The sequence below is a fragment of the Rahnella sp. AN3-3W3 genome (genome assembly GCF_003263545.1).
GTDB lineage: Bacteria > Pseudomonadota > Gammaproteobacteria > Enterobacterales > Enterobacteriaceae > Rahnella > Rahnella variigena.
In genome coordinates this window covers 35,179-53,592 of record NZ_JYDG01000011.1, presented here as the reverse complement: position 1 = coordinate 53,592, position 18,414 = coordinate 35,179, and the positions used below count along the sequence as shown (strand labels likewise).

Here is an 18,414-nt window from a genome sequence, read left to right as displayed (position 1 = left end):
TGCCGCTATAGTGGCCTTTCCTCCTTCCTACAGCATCACTTTCGCCGCCATTTCACGGCTGTAGTCGCGGCTGGCGTCGACCAGCACGCGGGTGTAATCATCCGTAATATCGCCGCGCAGCAGGGCATCGGTTTCCAGTGTTTCGAGGATTTTGCCGTATTTCATCACCGCGACGCGCTGGCAGAGATGGGCGATCACACCCAAATCGTGCGTGACCATCAGATAAGTCAGCCCTTCCTCTTTTTGAAGATCGAACAGCAAATTGAGGATTTCCGCCTGTACCGACACATCCAGTGCTGAGGTCGGTTCGTCGAGAAGTAACACGCGCGGTTTGAGGATCAGTGCCCGCGCAATCGCCACGCGCTGGCGCTGTCCGCCGGAAAGCTGATGCGGATAGCGGCTGCGGAATGCGCGGTTTAAACCGACTTTCTCCAGAATGGTATTAATGCGTTGATCACGCTGGTCGATACGGTGAATTTGCAACGGCTCTTCCAGAATATCGCCGATGGTGTGGCGCGGATGCAGCGAACCGTACGGATCCTGAAACACCATCTGCACCAGACGGCAGCGGTCGCGACCAATGCGGTGTTCGAGCTGCTGGCCATCGATTTCCAGCTCGCCCTTCCAGTGAGTAAACAACCCCGCCAGACATTTCAGCACCGTGGTTTTACCGGAACCGGATTCGCCCACCAGCCCGAAAATCTCGCCTTCACGCACGGCGATATTCACATCCGTCAGCACCTGCGTGGTTTTCGCGCCTTCGCCAAACGTCAGGTTCAGGTTACGCACGTCAATCATGGTTTTAGCTGTCATGTCGGCTCCTTAGTCTGTCAGCCAGCTGGCCTGCCGTTGCATTACCGGCAGCGGATAACGACGGTTATCCATGTCCGGCAGCGCGTTCAGCAGGCCACGCGTGTACGGGTGCTGCGCGTTATCGAGATCAGTGGCGGCGATGGATTCCACGATGCGTCCGGCGTACATCACCAGCACACGGTCGCAGAAACTGCGCACCAGATTGATGTCGTGACTGATAAATATCAGTCCCAGACCGCGCGTTTTCACCAGGTCGTCGAGCAGCGCCAGCACCTGTAAACGCACGGACACATCCAGCGCCGAGGTCGGTTCATCGGCGATCACCATTTCGGGGTCGGTGATCAGCATCATTGCAATCATGATGCGCTGTCCCTGCCCGCCGGATATCTCATGCGGGTACAGGCCGTACACCCGTTCCGGATCCCGGATGCGCACCACGTCGAGCATGTTCAGCACTTTGCGTTTGGCATCCTGATACGAACATTTGTGGTGCGACCGCCACGCTTCGGCGATTTGATCGCCCACGCACAGCACCGGATTCAGTGAGTATTTTGGGTCCTGCATAATCATCGAAATCCGTTTGCCGCGTACCTGACGCATCTGCTTCGGGCTGGCGCGCAGCAGATCGACATCGGCGAACTGCATTTTGCTGGCGGTGATCTGCGCTTTTAAGGGATGCAGATGCAACAGCGCACGACCGACGGTGGATTTACCCGAGCCGGATTCGCCGACAATCGCCAGTTTTTCGCGTCCGAGCTGGAAAGACACGCCGCGTACCGCCTGCGTCACCTGACGGCCATTCACAAAGCTGACGTGCAAATCCTGCACATCGAGTAACGCCGGAGCGTCAGTCATTTCGGGGATCGAGGATGTCACGAAGGCCATCTCCTAAAAAGTTGAACGCCAGGCTGTTAATCAGGATCGCCAGACCGGGAATGGTCGCCACCCACCAGCACTCCATCATGTACGTACGGCCACTGGAAATCATCGCGCCCCACTCCGGATCCGGCGGCTGTGCGCCAAGCCCGAGAAAGCCCAGACCGGCGGCAGTCAGAATGATACCGGCCATATTCATGGTGATACGGATGATCACCGACGGCAGGCACAGCGGCACAATGTGACGCCACAAAACCCGCAGCGGACTCGCGCCCTGCAACCGCACCGCCGAGATAAAATCAGCCTGTCGCAGCGAGAGCGTTTCGGCACGTGCCAGACGCGCAATCGGCGGCCACGCGGTGAGCGTAATGGCGATCACCACATGTTCCAGGCCGGGACCCAGCGCGGCGACAAACGCCAGCGCCAGCACCAGACTCGGGAAAGAGATGAAAATATCGGTGACGCGCATCAGCACCATGTCCGTTTTGCCGCCGAAATACCCGGCGGTGACGCCGAGCAGTAAGCCGAGCGGCCCGACGGTGACCGACACCAGCAGCACGATATACAAAGTGATGCGCGAGCCATACACCAGACGGCTGAAGATATCGCGGCCAAACTCGTCGGTGCCGAACCAGTGCGCCGCCGACGGCGGGCTGAGCGCGTTGTTTAAATCCTGCACCAGCGGATGAAACGGCGCGATCCATGGCGCAAAAATCGCCACAATCATCAGCACCAGAACTATCGCGCCGCCGATGGCCGTCAGCGGATTACAGGCCATCTGCCACAGAAAATGGCCCACGCGGCCAAACGCCCTTTTCACGCGCTGACGTTTTTCATCGCCTGCGCTGAGCGTGACGGAATCGAGGGAAATCGTCATACTTTTGTCCTCGGGTCAAAGACCTGATAAAGCAGGTCAGAGAGCAAATTCAGCACCACGAAAATCATCCCCACCACCAGCACACAGCCCATCACCGCGTTCATGTCGCCCAGCATGAGGCTGCTGGTGAGATACGAACCAAAGCCCGGCCACGAAAACACGGTTTCTATCAGCACCGCGCCTTCCAGCAGTGAGCCGTACGCCAGCGCCACCACGGTCAGCAACTGAACCAGGATGTTGCGGAAGGCGTGATTCCACAGCACATGCCATTCGCTTAGCCCTTTGACGCGGGCAGTGATAATGAATTCCTGTGAAAGTTGCGCCAGCATAAAGCTGCGGGTCATACGGCTGATGTAGGCCAGCGAATGAAAGCCGAGCAACGACGCAGGCAGGATCAGGTGATTTAGCGCGTTGCGGAACACTTCCCAGTTTCCGGCGATCAGCGCGTCGATCAGCATAAATCCGCTGTGGCGCGTAACCTGTCCGTCAAGGCTGAAATCTACCCGACCGGCACCGCCGACCCAGCCGAGCCAGGCGTAAAACACCAGTAAGCCCATCATGCCGACCCAGAATATCGGCGTGGAATATCCGGCCAGACTGATGATACGCACTACGTAATCCGCAATACTGTTGCGTTTTGCCGCCGCCAGCACACCTAACGGTATACCGACGCCTGCGCCGAGAATGATCGCCAGCGTCGCCAGTTCCATGGTGGCCGGGAACACGCGCAGAATGTCCTGCGTCACCGGTTTGCCGGTCAGCAGCGCGTTGCCTAAATCGCCGTGCGCCAGCCCGGAAAGGTAGATGCCGAACTGCGTCCACAACGGTTTATCAAAACCGAGCTGGTGGTAAACCTGTTCATAGGTGCTGTGGTCGGCGTCCGGTCCGACAATCGCCAGCACCGGATCCACCGGCATCACGCGGCCAATAAAAAACGTCAGCAACAGCAAGCCAAAGAGTGTGACCGCCACCTGCACCAGCCGTTTGCCGATACGTCCGGCGGGGAATGACATCCGCGCCGTTTGCTTTGAAGCGGGAGCCGGAATTTGCATGGTCATAACCCTTTACCTCCGGTTGGCTGGACGTCAGCAGGTTCGTCTTTCCGGACGTCGCGCAGGAACGTGGTCGCAGAAGGATGCGGCAGGTAATTTTTGACGTCCCTGCGCACCACAATGGAATCAACCATTTGCGAGAGCGGCACCAGCGCCGGGATCAGCGCGTCATAGCGTTCCTGAATGGCGAAGTAATCCTGTTTTTGTTTCTCCGGGTCACGTTCGAGCAGCGCCTGATCGATATCCATGTTCAGCTGTTTATCGTAAAAACCGGTGCGCCAGCCCTGAAAGTTGGTCAGCCGCGCCGCGTCATTGTTATCCGGGTTATAAACCAGCGCACGCAGGCTGGAATGCGGATGCGGTTCCACGCCGCTGCCGCCGCGCCCGACCAGCATGTCGAACTTACGTTCACGCATCGCGCCGTAAATCTGGTTACCGGTGCCGGTGACAATTTTGGCGCGAATGCCTGCCTGCATCAGCGTGGACTGCACAGCAATGGCGATATTGAGGAATGGCTGATCGGCCAGCACCCGCAGCGTGGTATCAAAACCGTCGGGATATCCGGCTTCCGCCAGCAGGGTTTTCGCACGTGGGATATCCAGCTGGTAACCCGGATCCGGCAGCGTGGCAGGCATCCCGACCTGTATCGGCCGCTGATGCACAATGCCGTAACCGTTCATTAGCGCCTTGCCGATGCCCTGATAATCAATCAGATAGCGCACCGCTTCGCGTACTTTCGGGTTAGCAAAATGCGGCTCTTTCATGCTCATCGCCACGTAATAAATGGTGCCTTTTTTTACCTGATCGACCTGCATCGCCGGGTCGTGACTGAGCGCGGTAACATCCGATACAGCCATGTTATTGGCAATATCCAGATCGCCTTTTTCAATCATCAGGCGCAACGTCTGCGATTCCTGAAAATGGCGGAAGACTACGCGCGAAAGCTTAGGTTCACCGCGCCAGTACTGCGGATTACGGCTCATGTTCAGCACGTCTTTCGCCTGCCAGTTATCGAGGCGAAACGGCCCGGAACCGGCTTCGTTGGTGGTCAGCCAGCGGTTACCCCAGTCGCCATTCACTTCATGCGCCTGCACAGTTTTGCTGTCCAGCGCTACCACGCTGCCGAGCGCCGCCAGTGAGTAAATCACCAGTTTCGGGTCATTGGGTTTAGGTAACTGAATTTCGACGATACCGGGAGACGGCGAACGCACCATCTCATCGACATTCTTTTTGCTGAAACCGTAGGATTTCCACACCGAGGCCTGTGCCAGATTGAGGTGCAGAATGCGGCGCATCGACCACACAACATCGTCCGCGGTGACCGGATTGCCGGAGTGGAATTTCACGCCGTCGCGCAGATGAAACGTGATGAGATTACGGGCGTCATTGACCTCCCACGAGGTCGCCAGCGCCGGGCGCACGTTGGTGAGTTGTTGCGGATCAAGCTCAATCAGCGGATCGTAAAGATTGACCACGATGCCGACAATATCATTGCCGGTCATCGCTGCCGGATCGAGCGTTAACAGGTTATTCATGTTCATGCCGATGATCAGCTGGTCGGGCGGCGTTTTCGCCTGCGCCGTCCAGCCACCGGTCATCAGCAGGAGCGCGAAAATCCACGCGCCCCACGTTTTGCCAGAGTTCATGATGTACCTTCCGGGTAGAGTCAGAGGTTTATTATTTTTTTCTGCCCGCAGGTCAGTCGCGACTGACGGTATGGGTTTCTATGTAATCAAAATTGATGTCCTCACCCAGGCCTGGCGGTCAGAAAGATGCACAAAACCGTGCTCATCCATCGGGTCAACGATGCTGTTCAGATACGCAGCGGGTTCGTCGTATTCGAGGAACGGATGCAGCAGACCGCGCTCGTACCAGCGGCAGTTGCGGATAGCCCCTACCACCGCCAGACTCGCCGCGCCGTTGCCGTGGACTTCACAATCCATGCCAAAGGCTTCTGCCAGACTGGCGACTTTCATACACGGCGAGATACCACCGACGCCGTTAGCACCTGCACGTAAAATGTCGCAGGCTCCGGCTTTCACCCAGTCCGCGCGGCTGTGATGCTTACCGCCGAGACTTTCCGGTCCGATCACGTCAATCGACAGGTTTTCCGCCAGCCATGCGTAGGACGCCATGCTCTCTTCTTCCATCGGTTCTTCGAACCACGCAAAGTTGAGTTTTTCCAGCGCCTTACCAATGGTCAGCGCCTGACTGCGGCTGTACCAGTGATAGCCGTCAAGCATCAGTTCGATGTCCGGCCCGACGGCTTCACGCACGGCGGCGCAGGCTTTGATGTCCATTTTCGGATCCGGTGCAAACGCCACCGGCGGCATCCAGGTGTGCAGTTTGATAGCCTGATAACCGCGCGCGACCAGTTTTTCGGCAAACTGGCCGAACTCGTCAGGTGTCGATAATCCGCCTTTCAGCTCATCGCCGCACATGGTGCTGCCGTACGCCGGTACTTTCTCGCGGAATCCGCCCAATAATTTGTGCACCGGCATGTTCAGTTTGCGGCCAATCAGATCCCACAATGCCTGTTCGACAAACGACAGGGCCCTTTCGGTCAGCTGATGCGCACTGCCGCGCTGCCAGTGCACCAGATCCTGCCAGAGACGTTCACGGTCGAACGGATTCTGACCGATCAGTACTTTTCTGAAAAAAGCATTCACTACGTGCGGACGCACAACTTCCGGCGGTGCAAACGAATAGCCGCAATCGCCTTCATCAGTGGTGATGGTTAACATCGCCATTTTCGCCTGACTTTCTTCACCCGGATGCGAATGACCCGCGCTGTCAGAAACGCGACGGGTCGGATAAGTAAAAACAGAGACTTCAACGGAACTTATTTTCACAGCGATACCTGCCATTACTGAGTGAGTTAACGCCCTTCAGGGCGCGCCGCAATTGCGTGTTCATTCAGCAATGTGAGCGCACTCACACTTCCTTAAAACCGCAATCCAACAATAATAAAATAGCGTTTCAATAATGAACTTAGCCAGTTTGTGATCCCTTTTCCACAGCTAAAAGCCGAAAATTTCCGGGTTTGTTTGGGCATCTGCACGGATGAATGTGAGCATTTTCACGAAAGAGAGGCGAACTGTGATCTGTACAGGAAATAGACGGAGTGAGTGCAGGGAGATATCCAGCCTTTGTTTGTGATGAAAAAAGTTGTGATCAGAAAAGTGGGCACAGGAAAGCCATTCCGTTAGGCTAGCGGTATTGAAAGTATTTGGTGATCAGCCGGAGTAGAAAATGTTGCGTGTTATTGATACGGAAACCTGCGGATTGCAGGGTGGCGTGGTGGAAGTGGCCTCCGTCGATATTGAGAACGGGAAAATCGTTAATCCGATGAGTGATCTGGTGCGCCCGGATCGTCCGATCAGCCATCAGGCGATGGCCATTCATAAAATCACCGAAGCAATGGTTGCCGATAAACCGTGGATTGAGGAGATCATTCCGCGCTATCACGGCAGTCAATATTATGTGGCGCACAACGCCAGTTTTGACCAGCGTATGCTGCCAGAAATGCCGGGCGAATGGATTTGCACAGTGAAACTTTCCCGTCGTTTATGGCCGGGGATCAAGTACAGCAATATGGCACTCTACAAATCTCTCAAGCTGCAAGTTGCCACGCCTGCGGACTTGCATCATCACCGTGCGCTGTTTGACTGCTATATTACTGCCGCGCTGCTGATCCGCATCATGGATGAATCAGGCTGGACGCCCGAAGAAATGGTGACCATTACCGGACGCCCGGCCCTGGTCAGCACCATGATGTTCGGGAAATATCGCGGCCGGAAAATTGCAGAAATCGCCGAGGATGATCCGGGGTATTTGCGCTGGATGCTTAATAACATCAAAGAATTAACGCCCGATTTGCGGATGACGCTCAGACATTATCTCGACGCAGAGTAAGGGACTGAATGTGAGTTAATCCGGGATTTTATTCCTGCAAATACTCAGCACCAGTTGTCGCAACCAGCGGTGCGCCGGATCGACTTCTGAACGCGGATGCCACATCTGAGAGATAGTGATTTCGCGGGTGATCACCGGCAGTTCAAACGCATGTAACCGGTCTGGCTCAGCAATCAGAAATGAAGCGGGGATCAGCGCCACCAGATCGGAGTTTTGTGCAATCGCCAGCGCGGCAGAAAACCCCGGCACGACGGCGGCGATTTTCCGTTTCAATCCGACTTCCGCCAGCGCGTCATCGACAGGTCCATAGGTGCTGTTGCGGCGCGAAACGACAACATGTCCGAAAGACACATACTCGTTCGCGGTAATCATTTTCTCACCTGCCAGCGGATGCCCTTTTCTCACCACGCCCATAAACCTGTCGCGGAACAACGTCTGTAAACGAATTTCCGGCCCCATTTCGCCTAAAACGCCAATCTCAAGATCGACCCGCCCTTCACGCAATGCATTCGAGGTTTTTTCCGGTTTTGGCATAAATCTCAAACACACAGAAGGGGCGACCTGCGCCGCCGCGGCAATCATCGCTGCGCCGAAGGCCACCACAAAACCATCATTGGATCGGATCAGGAAAGTGCGCTCAAGTCTGGCGACATTGAAATCTGCCGACGAAGGCCGCAACAGCGCGCGGGCTTCAAAACTGGCATTACGGGCACGCTGGCGGATTTCTTCGGCGTAAGGCGTCAGCACCATATTTCGTCCGGCACGCACCAGCAGCGGATCGCCGGTACTTTCGCGCAGGCGACCCAGCGTACGGCTCATGGCAGAGGCGCTTAATCCCAGACGTCGGGCAGCAGCGGCTACACTTGCTTCAGCCAGCAGCACATCAAGTGCAATAAGTAAGTTCAGATCGGGTTCAGTCATCTGCACAGAGTAACGCAACAGCAATAATGAGAGAAGGCGTTTGGTGCAGGTATTAAGTGCAGATGCTGCGCCTTCCGCACTATATCACCTGCCGGTATAGTTACCTGACTCAATATCAATAAGGCGAATGCGTTATGGAATTATTTTCCGACAAACCAGGCGATGAAGGATTACCGGGCCATGAACGGGGACTGGCAATGGCCGCCGTGATGATCATGGCGACGATGGCAGTGTTCGACGGCTCGATGGTTAACATTGCCCTGCCGCAAATCGCGCAGGCACTGGACATTTCTGCGGGCGCAGCCGTATGGGTGTCGAACGGGTATCTGCTTTCAGCATCCATGACGCTGGCGATATTTGCCGCGCTCGCCAGCCACATCGGCTTTCGTCGGCTGTTTGCCGCCGGATTGACGGTCTTTACCCTCGCCTCTTTGGGTTGTGCGCTGTCGTCATCCCTCGACATGCTGATTATCATGCGTGTGCTTCAGGGTATCGGTGCGGCGGCCACGCTCAGTATCGGCCCGGCGATTTTGCGCTCGGTGTTCCCCAACCGTTTACTCGGGCGAATACTGGGGCTTAACGCCCTGATGATCGCCACCAGCACCGCCGTCGCACCGGTGCTGGGCGGGACAATACTTTCGGCGATGAGCTGGCAGTGGCTGTTCGCCATTAATATTCCGCTCGGTATTGTTGCTGTGATTATTACGCTGCGCGTGGTGCCCTCCAATCCGGCTGGCACGCGTCAGCCATTTGATACGGCGGGCGCAATTCTGTCGGCGGTGGCGCTGGGCGCGCTGATTATGGCCGCCGAATCCTTCGCGCATCCGGGCAGTGACGAACTGGCGACAGCCTTAACGTATGGCCTGACAGCAGTGATCGCAGGCGCGGCCTTTGTCTGGCGTCAGCGTCGTGCACCAAAACCACTGCTGCCGCTTGTCATGTTTGCTTCCAGCCGGTTCACGCTGGCGGCGTTCACTTCGCTGGCCTCTTTTGTCAGTCAGGGCATCACTTTTGTCGCGCTGCCATTTCTCTTCCAGAGTGTTTACGGTTACAGCGCGTTTGTTTCAGCACTGCTTTTCACGCCGTGGCCGCTGGGGATTATTCTCGCCGCTCCGCATGCCGGACGCCTTGCTGACCGCTATCCGGCAGCGATCATTTCGACCGCAGGATTGTGCGTTTTCGCGCTGGGTTTATTGCTGCTGGCAAAACTGCCGCCACACCCGCAGATGTGGGATATCGGTCTGCGAAGCTTTATCTGCGGCCTGGGCTTCGGCTGCTTCCAGAGCCCGAATAACCGTGAAATGCTCTCCAGCGCCTCACGGGAAAACAGCGGTTATGCCTCCGGTGTGCTGGCGATCATGCGTACCTTCGGTCAGTGTCTGGGAACGGCCTGTGTCGGCATTATCCTGACCATTTATTCGGCCAGCACTGTGTTACAGGAAGCGCAAGCGGTGAAGGTCAGTTTGTGGGTGGCGGTGATTGCTACGGTGCTGGCGATGCTGATCAGTCTGAGCCGCTTGCGAAACCCTTCCACTCACCTGCAAAATGGCTAAAACTTACACATGCTGATCAAGGATAAATTCTATGCTGGAACTGAGACCCAACTGCGAGTGCTGCAACACCGATCTGCCCCCGGCTGCTGACGCCAGAATTTGTTCGTTTGAATGTACATTCTGCGTGCCCTGTGCAGAAAACAAACTTGGCGAAATTTGCCCTAACTGCGGCGGCGAATTGGTGGCCCGCCCGCGCAGACCGGCGAATAAACTGGCAAACAATCCGGCCTCCACCACCCGGGTGTTTAAGCCACAGGGTTGTGCTTCTTAGTAATGGCTGAATGAAATCTGGATCATCATTATAAATAAAGGATTTTTATGCCCCGCTATTTTTCTCTGGTTTCTTCATCTGCACTCATTGGTTCGGTTTTTATGCTCACCGGATGTCCGCCTCCGCCTGATTTAACGCAGTGGCAGCGCCCCGGCAGCAACATAGATGATGCGCGTGTTGCGATGGGGCAATGCGGCGTCCCGCTTCCGGGGCCGGAACCTTCTTTTACCGATAATGAATCGGTGCTGTATTACCAGTGCATGGAGGGGAAAGGATTTACCTATAAGGGGGGGTTTCACATTTGCGATTACTACAAAAACACCCCTGCCTGCATCGAGAAACAACAGGGTCACCCGCTCAGTCAGCGACAGCTCGAAGCACTGCCTTTTGTCGCTGATGAGGGTTTTCATCCGATCAAACCGGATTCAGGCCGGAATGAATACCAGCTCATCAGCTGGCGTAAAGCGGGTGCCTCACGGCATTTTTCGCACGCAGCTGAGAATGACAAGCTCGCGTTACAGGTGATGTATGAATGCGGATATCCGAAACCGCTAGGCTCGGTTCCTTACGTTCCGACCGTCCTGAAAGCCGCCAAAGTTCAGCAATGTATGCTCGATAATGGTTTTGAACCGAAACATAAACTCATGCTGGTTTGCCGCAACTATCCGCAAGTGACTGGTTGCAAGAAATAGCAGCCACTGCTGAAAAAATCCCATAAAAAAGGCCGCTTGCGCGGCCTTTCAGATTTCAGAGCTTATGACGGCTAATTATTTAGCGTGAGCGTCTGGCAGTGCGTAAGCGATGATGTAATCGCCCAGTTTGGTGCCGAACGAACCGTGACCGCCTGCTGCGATAACAACGTATTGTTTACCGTTCACAGAATAAGTCATCGGCGTCGCCTGGCCGCCTGCTGGCAGACGTGCTTCCCACAATTTGTCACCGTTGCTCATATCGAACGCGCGCAGGTAGTTATCTGCGGTCGCGGCGATGAAGAACACGTTACCGGCGGTAGAAATCGGTGCGCCAAGCATTGGCATACCCATTTTGAACGGCAGCGGTAATGGTGAGCTGTCGCGCACGGTACCGATACGTTTTTTCCACACGATATCGTTGGTTTTCAGGTCAACGCCTGAGATGTAACCCCATGAAGGCTGTTTACAAGGGAAGCCCAGCGGAGACAGGAACGGATTCAGCGTCACGCCAAATGGCACGCCGTACTGTGGCTGAATGCCCGTCTCAGTACCGGAACCGCCTTTATCGTTCTCGTCTGGCTCCATCGGGTTGCCAGGACCACGTGGGATCAGTTTAGACACGAATGGCAGAGCAATCGGGTTAGCGATAGCCACCTGACGATCGGTATCAACAGAAATACCACCCCACTCGAACATGCCGAGGTTACCCGGGAACACCAGAGTGCCCTGCTCGGATGGCGGTGTGAAGGTGCCTTCATAACGCAGTTTGTGGAAGATCACACGACACATCAGCTGGTCATAGATCGTTGCGCCCCACATGTCTTTACCGGTCAGTTTGGCTTCCGGACGGAAAGTCAGTTCGGAGAATGGCTGAGTCGGAGAAACGTGGTCGCCTTTCGCTGCGCCTTGCGGAACAGGTTTTTCAGGCGCATCAACAATCAGCTTACCGTCACGGCGGTCCAGCACGAAGATGTTACCGGTTTTGGTCGGAACATAAATCGCAGGAACTTTGTTGCCGCTCTTGTCAGTGATATCAGCTAAGGTTGGCTGCGCCGGAACGTCCATATCCCACAGGTCGTGGTGAACAGTCTGGTAGAACCAGGCCAGTTTACCGGTGGTTGCGTTAAGCGCCAGCAAGCCGCTCGCGTAACGTTCCATTTCCGGAGTACGGTTGCCGCCCCAGATATCTGGTGTCGCTACGCCGATTGGCAGGTAAACCAGATCCAGCTTGTCATCATAAGCCGCTGGTGCCCATGAGTTCGGGGAGTTCGGTGTGAAATGCTGACCATCCGCAGGGATTTTGTTTGGTTCAGCAGCACCCGGATCGAATGCCCACAGCAGTTTACCGGTCTCAACATCAAAGCCACGGATAACGCCGGAAGGCTCGCGGTTTGAGTAGTTATCAGTAACCGCACCCGCCACGATGATCACAGATTTAGTGATGATTGGCGGTGACGTTGGCTCGTAGTGACCCGGGGTTGCGTAAGGCATGTTGCCTTGCAGGTTCAGCTCACCATTGTTACCGAATGCCGGGCAACGTGCGCCGGTTTCAGCGTCCAGTGCGAACAGACGGCCATCATTAACAGGCAGAATGATACGACGTGAACAGACAGCAGGCGCCGCGCCCTTAGCAGCATCACCTTGTGCCGCAGGCGTAGTCTCATGATAAGACACACCGCGACAGGTCACGTGCTGGAAGGTCGGGTTAGAATTGAGCTGCGGATCGAATTTCCACTTCTCTTTACCGGTCGCGGCATCCAGAGCAAACAGCTTCTGGTGTGGCGTACACAGGTAAAGCATGTCGCCGATCTTAATTGGCGTCACTTCGTCAGTGATTTCGCCCGGATCGTTCGGAGTCTTCAGATCACCGGTACGGAAAGTCCATGCCACGTCGAGTTTGCTGACGTTTTTATCGTTGATCTGGTTCAGTGGCGAGTAACGGGTACCGCCCTGAGTACGGCCATAGGCCGGCCAGTCACTGGCAGGAACGCCGGAATCAGTCGCTGCAGGTGCAGCATCGGCAGCTTTGATGGTGCCGTTGATTTCCTGCGGATCGTTGAAGACGGAGTACGCCAGCACAATCACGGTGAACAGCAGGGAAACGGCCAGTGCGCCACGGGCGAAGGCATTTTTCGCCAGCATCTGGTTATAAACGACTGGCAGCAGGATCCACAGGCCCAGGAAGAAGGTGACGTCTAAACGCGGCGTCAGTGCCCAGAAGTCTGTGCCCACTTCCCACACAGCCCACACCGTGGTGCCGAACAGGAAGATGGCGTACAGCAACAATGCAGAAGAGCGACGGCGATACAGCAACCACGCGGTAACCAGCGAGATAACACCGGCAATAATGTAATAAAGAGAACCACCTAATTTTGCCAGCCAGATACCGCCGACAAGAAGATAAATCCCGCTTAACGCGGCGAACAAAGCGGTAATTATGACGACGATGCGTGATAACGAGGCTTTCGTTTCCATAGTTGATGACCTTACTGATTTTTATAATCGTCGATTCAGTGTGACCCGAATCTTCAAGAACATCCGGTTCTCACCGGGTGTCATTCCTTGCATGTGCCGCCCTGCTTGACTCAGTGCAGGCGCCGGGCAACACCGCGTGGTTCCTTGTTCTTACTGACTAAAAACGCTTACTTTATGAAATCTATTCGAAACTATAAGAAAGCGTAGCGCCGCCACCGTAGTTTCTGCCAGGTGCCGGTTCGAAATAGCGACCGTTACCTTCATTGACGATGACAGAACCGACGTAATTTCTGTCGAACAGATTGTCGACGCGGGTAAACAGGTCGAGCGTCACTTTGTTCCAGTTGAAGCGATAACCCGCATTCACGCTGGCGACGGTATAAGCCGGTGCCTGTTCACTGTTTTCGTCATTCACTTCGATGTCACTCATGTAGCGCACATCAGCGCCAGCATGCCAGCCATCAACCGGTGCCCACTCCAGAGAAGCGTAGCCCATGTTGCGTGCGATACCCGGCAGACGGTTGCCCGCTGGCGTGCAATCCCCGGCGCCGCAGGTCTCATTGCGGAAGGTGGCATCGAGTAAAGTCCAGGCCATTTTGACGCGCCAGTTTTCTTCAATCTGCTGATCTAACGACAGTTCCAGTCCGCGACGACGGGTCTTACCGGCGTTGGTATAACTCGAACGTCCGCCGACACTTTCTGCAACAATTAACTCGTCGTCGGTATCAGTCTGGAAGACCGCGGCGGTAACTAAACCATTGCCGACGCGCCATTTGCTGCCCAGTTCAACCGTGTTGCTGGTCGAAGGTTCCAGCCCCAGGTTCAGGCCAGACTTGCCGTCAGTGCGGTAAGAAAGCTCATTAATGGTTGGCGTTTCGAAACCGCGACCGGCAGTGATATAGGTGTTCAGCGCCGGCGTCACCGCATAATTCAGTGAAGCCATTGGCAGCAGCTTGTGATAACGACGCGAACCGCTGTCATCCGGATTACTGCCGGTAATGTAGTAATCCTGTGAGTCAAAACTCACGGTGCTGTAGCGCGCACCGGCATCCAGCGTCCAGCGCGACGTCAGGTTCCACGTGGTTTGCAGATAGGGATCGAGGTTCCACATCACGTTCTTTTCATTGCGACGTTCGTCGCCTTTCACGCCCAGATCGCCTTCATCATTGAAGTTTTCATAACCAAAGCGGCGTTCGGTCATGGTTTCATAATCCAGACCGCCGGTAACGGAGAACGGCACAGAACCTATCTGATCGTCATGTTTCCAGCGGGTATCCACGCCGGAGTATTTACGTTCCAGAACGATCACCCCGCCTGCGTTCAGCGGATTCTTCTGCGATGCCGCCGGAATGGTCTGGTATTGCGTGGTGTGGCGCTCGCCGTGATAGGTCATCAGGCTGAACTCATCGTTCTCGCCCATCTGACGCTGATAACGCAGGCCAACCTGAGTCTGATCCAGCGATTTGCGCGCATTGTATTGATCGGCGCGTTTCGCCTGCGTCGGGTCATCGTGCCATTCGGATTCAGTCAGACCACCCGGATCGTTCGCATCGACAGAGACGCTGTTAAACATCAGCGTCAGGGTGCTGGCATCGTCAATGCGCACACCCAGTTTGCCGTTACCGAGGTTTTTCTGCGTACCGCTGTGGTCGCGGTAGCCGTCAGTGGTGAAACGCGAGCCGGAAATCAGGTAATTCACATCACCCGCATGCGTGCCGTCGCCGGTCGCACCGCTGGCTTTTACGCTGTTACGAAACGAGCCGTAACTGCCAAAATAAGTGCCTGCTTCCAGTTTTGCAGGCTGAGAACCGGTCTGGGTATCCACGTTCACCACGCCGCCGGAAGCATTGCCGTACAGCGCCGAGAACGGTCCGCGCAATACTTCCACGCGTTCTACCGAGTTCAGATCGATATTGGAGGTCTGGCCCTGCCCGTCCGGCATCGTGGCCGGAATACCATCAACGTAAATACGCACACCGCGCACGCCGTACATCGAACGGCTGCCGAAGCCACGCACGGAAAGTTGGAGATCCTGCGCGTAATTCTGGCGGTTCTGCACCTGTAAACCCGGAACGCTGCCGAGGCTTTCTGACAGGTTGACCTGCGCTTTGCTGTTTCTGAAATCGTCGCCATCCACCACGCTGACCGCTGCGGGGGTGTCCAGTTCTGACAGACCGCCGCTGATTTCGCGTTTAATGATCATCAGGGAAGAAGAGTCTGATGAATCGTCCGTATCGCCCTTAGAGGCGTCGGTCGCTGACTGCGCGTAACTGACTGAAACCGGGTTCAAAAATGACAAGAACGTGATGATAAAAGCAGAGGTTTTGGCGTTCACTTTATGAGTTCTTTTGTTTTGTGTTAAAAGGCTGGGTCAAAAACAAGACACATCTCTCAATTTTAGACATTAGAAGTAGACATAAATCGACCGTTCTGATTGAGAGCCGTAAGGGGGCTCACTATAGATTTTTTCTTCCTGTTAGTACATACGCAACTTTACAAATATAACTTTTTAACAAAATACCGCACGCAGTGTGCATCATGATGCGATTTCTCAATTAAATCCCCGCGTAAACTTCGTGGATTAATTGGCCTGATACCATTTTGAAGGCCGGACAAAATAAAACACCGCTTTCATTTGAAAATTCACCGGATAAATCGACACGTATAATAAGCCGGTGAATGGTAACGGTTACATTTTAGTTAATGCACTGATAATAAACACATAAAATAAAACCACAACATGCTCATTTCGTGTATTAATCATGCACTGCTTACGGTTGAGTAATTTGCCTTTCATCTTTCGAAACTGCACAGGCCGAATCAAAGTCAGAATAAATATAGACCACTATTCTAAGACAAGAGAATATTCTCTGACGTTTTTTCACCCAATTGGTTCCGGGTAATGAAACCTCCCCTTCTTTACATAAGATATAAAATCAAAATCCATTCCACTGTTTAAAATATCCACAACCCGCTCAGGGAAAACGCTTCCATGACCTTAGCCGCCCTGCCCTGATGACGTTTTTGTCATCAGCACGTCACTTCTCTGTCAGACCGTCAGGCTCACAGTGGCCTCACAGACTGATGTTCATTCCGGTTTAAAACGAATAGAGGAAGTGCCACGCGTTTACGTTTCGCTTCAACATTGTTGGCCGCCACGGCGGCGTTGGGTTCACAGACAGCCGCTACGCCCGGCGAGTAAACGCAATCATCAGGGAAAGTGCGTAGACGACGCTGCCGAGAAAAGCAGCGGGGGCGAGATTATCGAACAGATGCCCCGGCTGGGCATCTGAGTACAGCACCAGCGCGACGACGGAAATCCCCATCATCGCGCCGGGAATGTGGATCCAGCGGGTTAAGCGTTGCTTTTGCGCTTTATAGGCAGCGAATTCCTGATTCGTGCGTTCCAGCGCCTGGCTCAGGCGTTCGCAATCTTCTTCGTTATCGCGAAAACGTTCTGCCAGACGGCTGTTTTCATTCTGAAGCTCAGCGAGCTGCTTTTTCAGTTTCGCCCTTTCGCTCTTCGTGTTTTGCGCTTCGTACTCTTCCAGTTTCAGGCTGGCACGCAGTTGCGTGACCTTACGGTTAGCCTCAGCCGTCAGTTCTTTCTGCTGTCCGAGCAGCGCGTAATTACCGTCCGCACGGCGGTTGGCAGCGTGACGTTTGTCTTCTTCCTCAACGATCTGGCCCTGTAGCTTGTCGCGGGCGGCGGCCATCGCCGCCATCTGACTGCCCATGTAAGCGACAAGATTTCTGGACTCTTCCAGCTCGGCGGAGGCAGAGTTTCCGGCAGTTTGCTGACGGGATCGCATCAGCGCCAGTTCGTCGGCGTGCTGCTTTTTCTGTATTTCAGACTGGCGCAGCAGTTCGCTGACCCGCGTGTTCAGACGGTACAGCTCGCCTTCAAGTCGCTGAACGTCTTCTTTATTGCCGCTGCTGGTTTGGTTGCGGGCAACGGCCAGTTCATGGGTCAGGCTGCGCACCTGCTTTTCCAGTGACGCCAGTTTTTCCAGCGTGACGGCGGTGTCTTTAAAAACGGTTTTGACTTTGGCTTTATCGCCTTCGGCACGGCTGAAACTGACGCCTCTGAGCGCGCTTTCCACTTCGCGGGCGATAGATGTTTTATCCATTGCCTTCATCCGGTTGCACGCGCTGGCCAGAAAAGTGGCCGCTTCATTGCTGTTACCGGTGCCAAAGGCTTGTTTGATAAGGCTCTGTATCACGCTCATGGTTGTCGCGCTCACCTGCAGTAAAAGTCAGGACACTCCCGTTGTGACCCCGTTTACTTATTGTATCAGATAGGATTTATTTTATTTACAGGAGTTATTTTAAGCGAAGTGAGTACAGCAGGATCCGTGGATTTTAGGACTTAAATCGCGATCACCCGCAGACTCTGCACCCCTTTTGCGCCGAGCATCAGCGCACTTTCGCTGTCGGCCATCGCGGCGGGCCCCGTCACCATCACCGTATAACGGGCATTGAAGGGTTGCGGCTGGCGATGTGCAAGATGCAGATGTTCAATGATCTGATTTACGTCGAGCAGCACCACCAGATTTTTCGCCATCGCGCTGAGGGAATTCACGCAAAGTTGCGGATCGCTGAGAAACACTGCACCGGTTTCAGCCACACCAAAGCAGGCGCGAACCACGCCGACATCCACATCTTTAAGCGCTGCCGCCTGCGTGCGGGCGCTGAAATCCACTTCCGCGATAATTTCCGGTGTGGCGGAACAAAACAGGGAATCCACCGGATACAACCCGCGCAGATAGGCGTTCAGCGTGGTGTAGCCATTCTGCGGCGTATGCAAAAACGTATCGTCCCAGACGCCGCCCATCAGGGTCAGCGCGCGGCCAAATTCTTCAGGCAGATTGGGAATTTCAGTCTGTGGCGGAAACAGCGTTTGCATGATTTTATGCTGACGAATGCCGGTGAGGAAATCGTTGCGACTCATGATATGTCCTTATAAGCC

Annotated in this window: 14 protein-coding genes and 1 pseudogene; 4 read left to right on the top strand and 11 right to left on the bottom strand. The window is 54.9% G+C overall.

Annotated features, from left to right (window positions below; genetic code table 11):
• Positions 1-27: 27 nt before the first annotated feature.
• The 6 genes and pseudogenes from UC15_RS05175 to UC15_RS05150 all read right to left on the bottom strand — a co-directional run bounded on the left by UC15_RS05175 (position 28) and on the right by UC15_RS05150 (position 6,470).
• Positions 28-798 (bottom strand): ABC transporter ATP-binding protein, encoded by a 771-nt coding sequence (locus UC15_RS05175; protein ID WP_112287454.1) that lies wholly within the window; start codon positions 796-798, stop codon positions 28-30.
• A gap of 24 nt (positions 799-822) precedes the next feature.
• Complete coding sequence (locus tag UC15_RS05170; RefSeq protein ID WP_112287453.1) at positions 823-1,689, bottom strand: ABC transporter ATP-binding protein; 867 nt, start codon at positions 1,687-1,689, stop codon at positions 823-825.
• Positions 1,661-2,566 carry an ABC transporter permease gene (locus UC15_RS05165; protein WP_112287441.1) on the bottom strand — a complete coding sequence of 302 codons (906 nt, stop codon included), beginning with the start codon at positions 2,564-2,566 and terminating at the stop codon, positions 1,661-1,663. The genes UC15_RS05170 and UC15_RS05165 overlap by 29 nt, the downstream gene beginning before the upstream one ends.
• Positions 2,563-3,579: an ABC transporter permease gene (locus UC15_RS05160; RefSeq protein ID WP_112287452.1), complete on the bottom strand. Its 1,017-nt coding sequence runs from the start codon at positions 3,577-3,579 to the stop codon at positions 2,563-2,565. Before UC15_RS05160 ends, UC15_RS05165 begins: the two co-directional genes overlap by 4 nt.
• A gap of 41 nt (positions 3,580-3,620) precedes the next feature.
• Positions 3,621-5,264, bottom strand: coding sequence for an ABC transporter substrate-binding protein (locus tag UC15_RS05155; protein WP_369964171.1), 1,644 nt, complete (start codon positions 5,262-5,264; stop codon positions 3,621-3,623).
• Between the two features lie 52 nt (positions 5,265-5,316).
• Positions 5,317-6,470 (bottom strand): annotated as a pseudogene (locus tag UC15_RS05150) (mandelate racemase family protein).
• A gap of 400 nt (positions 6,471-6,870) precedes the next feature.
• Between UC15_RS05150 and exoX the strand changes: the two are divergent.
• Positions 6,871-7,533 carry an exodeoxyribonuclease X gene (exoX, locus tag UC15_RS05145; protein ID WP_112287440.1) on the top strand — a complete coding sequence of 221 codons (663 nt, stop codon included), beginning with the start codon at positions 6,871-6,873 and terminating at the stop codon, positions 7,531-7,533.
• A gap of 15 nt (positions 7,534-7,548) precedes the next feature.
• Here exoX and UC15_RS05140 read toward each other — a convergent pair whose 3' ends face one another.
• A complete protein-coding gene (locus UC15_RS05140) occupies positions 7,549-8,454 on the bottom strand; it encodes a LysR family transcriptional regulator (RefSeq protein ID WP_112287439.1) in 906 nt (301 codons plus the stop codon).
• A gap of 134 nt (positions 8,455-8,588) precedes the next feature.
• Between UC15_RS05140 and UC15_RS05135 the strand changes: the two genes are divergently transcribed.
• Genes UC15_RS05135 through UC15_RS05125 form a run of 3 tightly spaced genes read left to right on the top strand, consistent with a single transcriptional unit; the run spans position 8,589 to position 10,970 of the window.
• Positions 8,589-10,007, top strand: coding sequence for an MFS transporter (locus tag UC15_RS05135; protein WP_112287438.1), 1,419 nt, complete (start codon positions 8,589-8,591; stop codon positions 10,005-10,007).
• A gap of 31 nt (positions 10,008-10,038) precedes the next feature.
• Positions 10,039-10,278, top strand: coding sequence for a DUF1272 domain-containing protein (locus tag UC15_RS05130; protein WP_112287437.1), 240 nt, complete (start codon positions 10,039-10,041; stop codon positions 10,276-10,278).
• A 47-nt stretch (positions 10,279-10,325) separates the two neighbouring features.
• Positions 10,326-10,970 carry a hypothetical protein gene (locus UC15_RS05125; RefSeq protein ID WP_112287436.1) on the top strand — a complete coding sequence of 215 codons (645 nt, stop codon included), beginning with the start codon at positions 10,326-10,328 and terminating at the stop codon, positions 10,968-10,970.
• Positions 10,971-11,045: 75 nt separating this feature from the next.
• On the opposite strand, the gene UC15_RS05120 is transcribed toward UC15_RS05125, so the two are convergent.
• The 4 genes from UC15_RS05120 to UC15_RS05105 form a co-directional block, all read right to left on the bottom strand.
• Positions 11,046-13,445, bottom strand: a complete 2,400-nt coding sequence (locus UC15_RS05120) for a glucose/quinate/shikimate family membrane-bound PQQ-dependent dehydrogenase (protein ID WP_112287435.1) — start codon at positions 13,443-13,445, stop codon at positions 11,046-11,048.
• Positions 13,446-13,626: 181 nt separating this feature from the next.
• Complete coding sequence (gene pqqU / locus UC15_RS05115; protein WP_112287434.1) at positions 13,627-15,780, bottom strand: TonB-dependent receptor PqqU; 2,154 nt, start codon at positions 15,778-15,780, stop codon at positions 13,627-13,629.
• 850 nt (positions 15,781-16,630) lie between these two features.
• On the bottom strand, positions 16,631-17,674 hold the full coding sequence (locus tag UC15_RS05110) for a hypothetical protein (RefSeq protein WP_112287433.1): 1,044 nt from the start codon (positions 17,672-17,674) through the stop codon (positions 16,631-16,633).
• A gap of 140 nt (positions 17,675-17,814) precedes the next feature.
• Positions 17,815-18,396 (bottom strand): LUD domain-containing protein, encoded by a 582-nt coding sequence (locus UC15_RS05105; RefSeq protein ID WP_112287432.1) that lies wholly within the window; start codon positions 18,394-18,396, stop codon positions 17,815-17,817.
• Between the last annotated feature and the right edge of the window lie 18 nt (positions 18,397-18,414).

Excerpts from the sequence above, each read along its gene's own strand:
- UC15_RS05110 (WP_112287433.1), bottom strand. The coding sequence starts at position 17,674 with ATGAGCGTGATACAGAGCCTTATCAAACAAGCCTTTGGCACCGGTAAC.
- UC15_RS05125 (WP_112287436.1), top strand. The coding sequence starts at position 10,326 with ATGCCCCGCTATTTTTCTCTGGTTTCTTCATCTGCACTCATTGGTTCG.
- UC15_RS05175 (WP_112287454.1), bottom strand. The coding sequence starts at position 798 with ATGATTGACGTGCGTAACCTGAACCTGACGTTTGGCGAAGGCGCGAAA.
- UC15_RS05135 (WP_112287438.1), top strand. The coding sequence starts at position 8,589 with ATGGAATTATTTTCCGACAAACCAGGCGATGAAGGATTACCGGGCCAT.
- UC15_RS05120 (WP_112287435.1), bottom strand. The coding sequence starts at position 13,445 with ATGGAAACGAAAGCCTCGTTATCACGCATCGTCGTCATAATTACCGCT.
- UC15_RS05140 (WP_112287439.1), bottom strand. The coding sequence starts at position 8,454 with ATGACTGAACCCGATCTGAACTTACTTATTGCACTTGATGTGCTGCTG.
- UC15_RS05105 (WP_112287432.1), bottom strand. The coding sequence starts at position 18,396 with ATGAGTCGCAACGATTTCCTCACCGGCATTCGTCAGCATAAAATCATG.
- exoX (WP_112287440.1), top strand. The coding sequence starts at position 6,871 with ATGTTGCGTGTTATTGATACGGAAACCTGCGGATTGCAGGGTGGCGTG.
- UC15_RS05155 (WP_369964171.1), bottom strand. The coding sequence starts at position 5,264 with ATGAACTCTGGCAAAACGTGGGGCGCGTGGATTTTCGCGCTCCTGCTG.
- UC15_RS05130 (WP_112287437.1), top strand. The coding sequence starts at position 10,039 with ATGCTGGAACTGAGACCCAACTGCGAGTGCTGCAACACCGATCTGCCC.
- UC15_RS05160 (WP_112287452.1), bottom strand. The coding sequence starts at position 3,579 with ATGTCATTCCCCGCCGGACGTATCGGCAAACGGCTGGTGCAGGTGGCG.
- UC15_RS05165 (WP_112287441.1), bottom strand. The coding sequence starts at position 2,566 with ATGACGATTTCCCTCGATTCCGTCACGCTCAGCGCAGGCGATGAAAAA.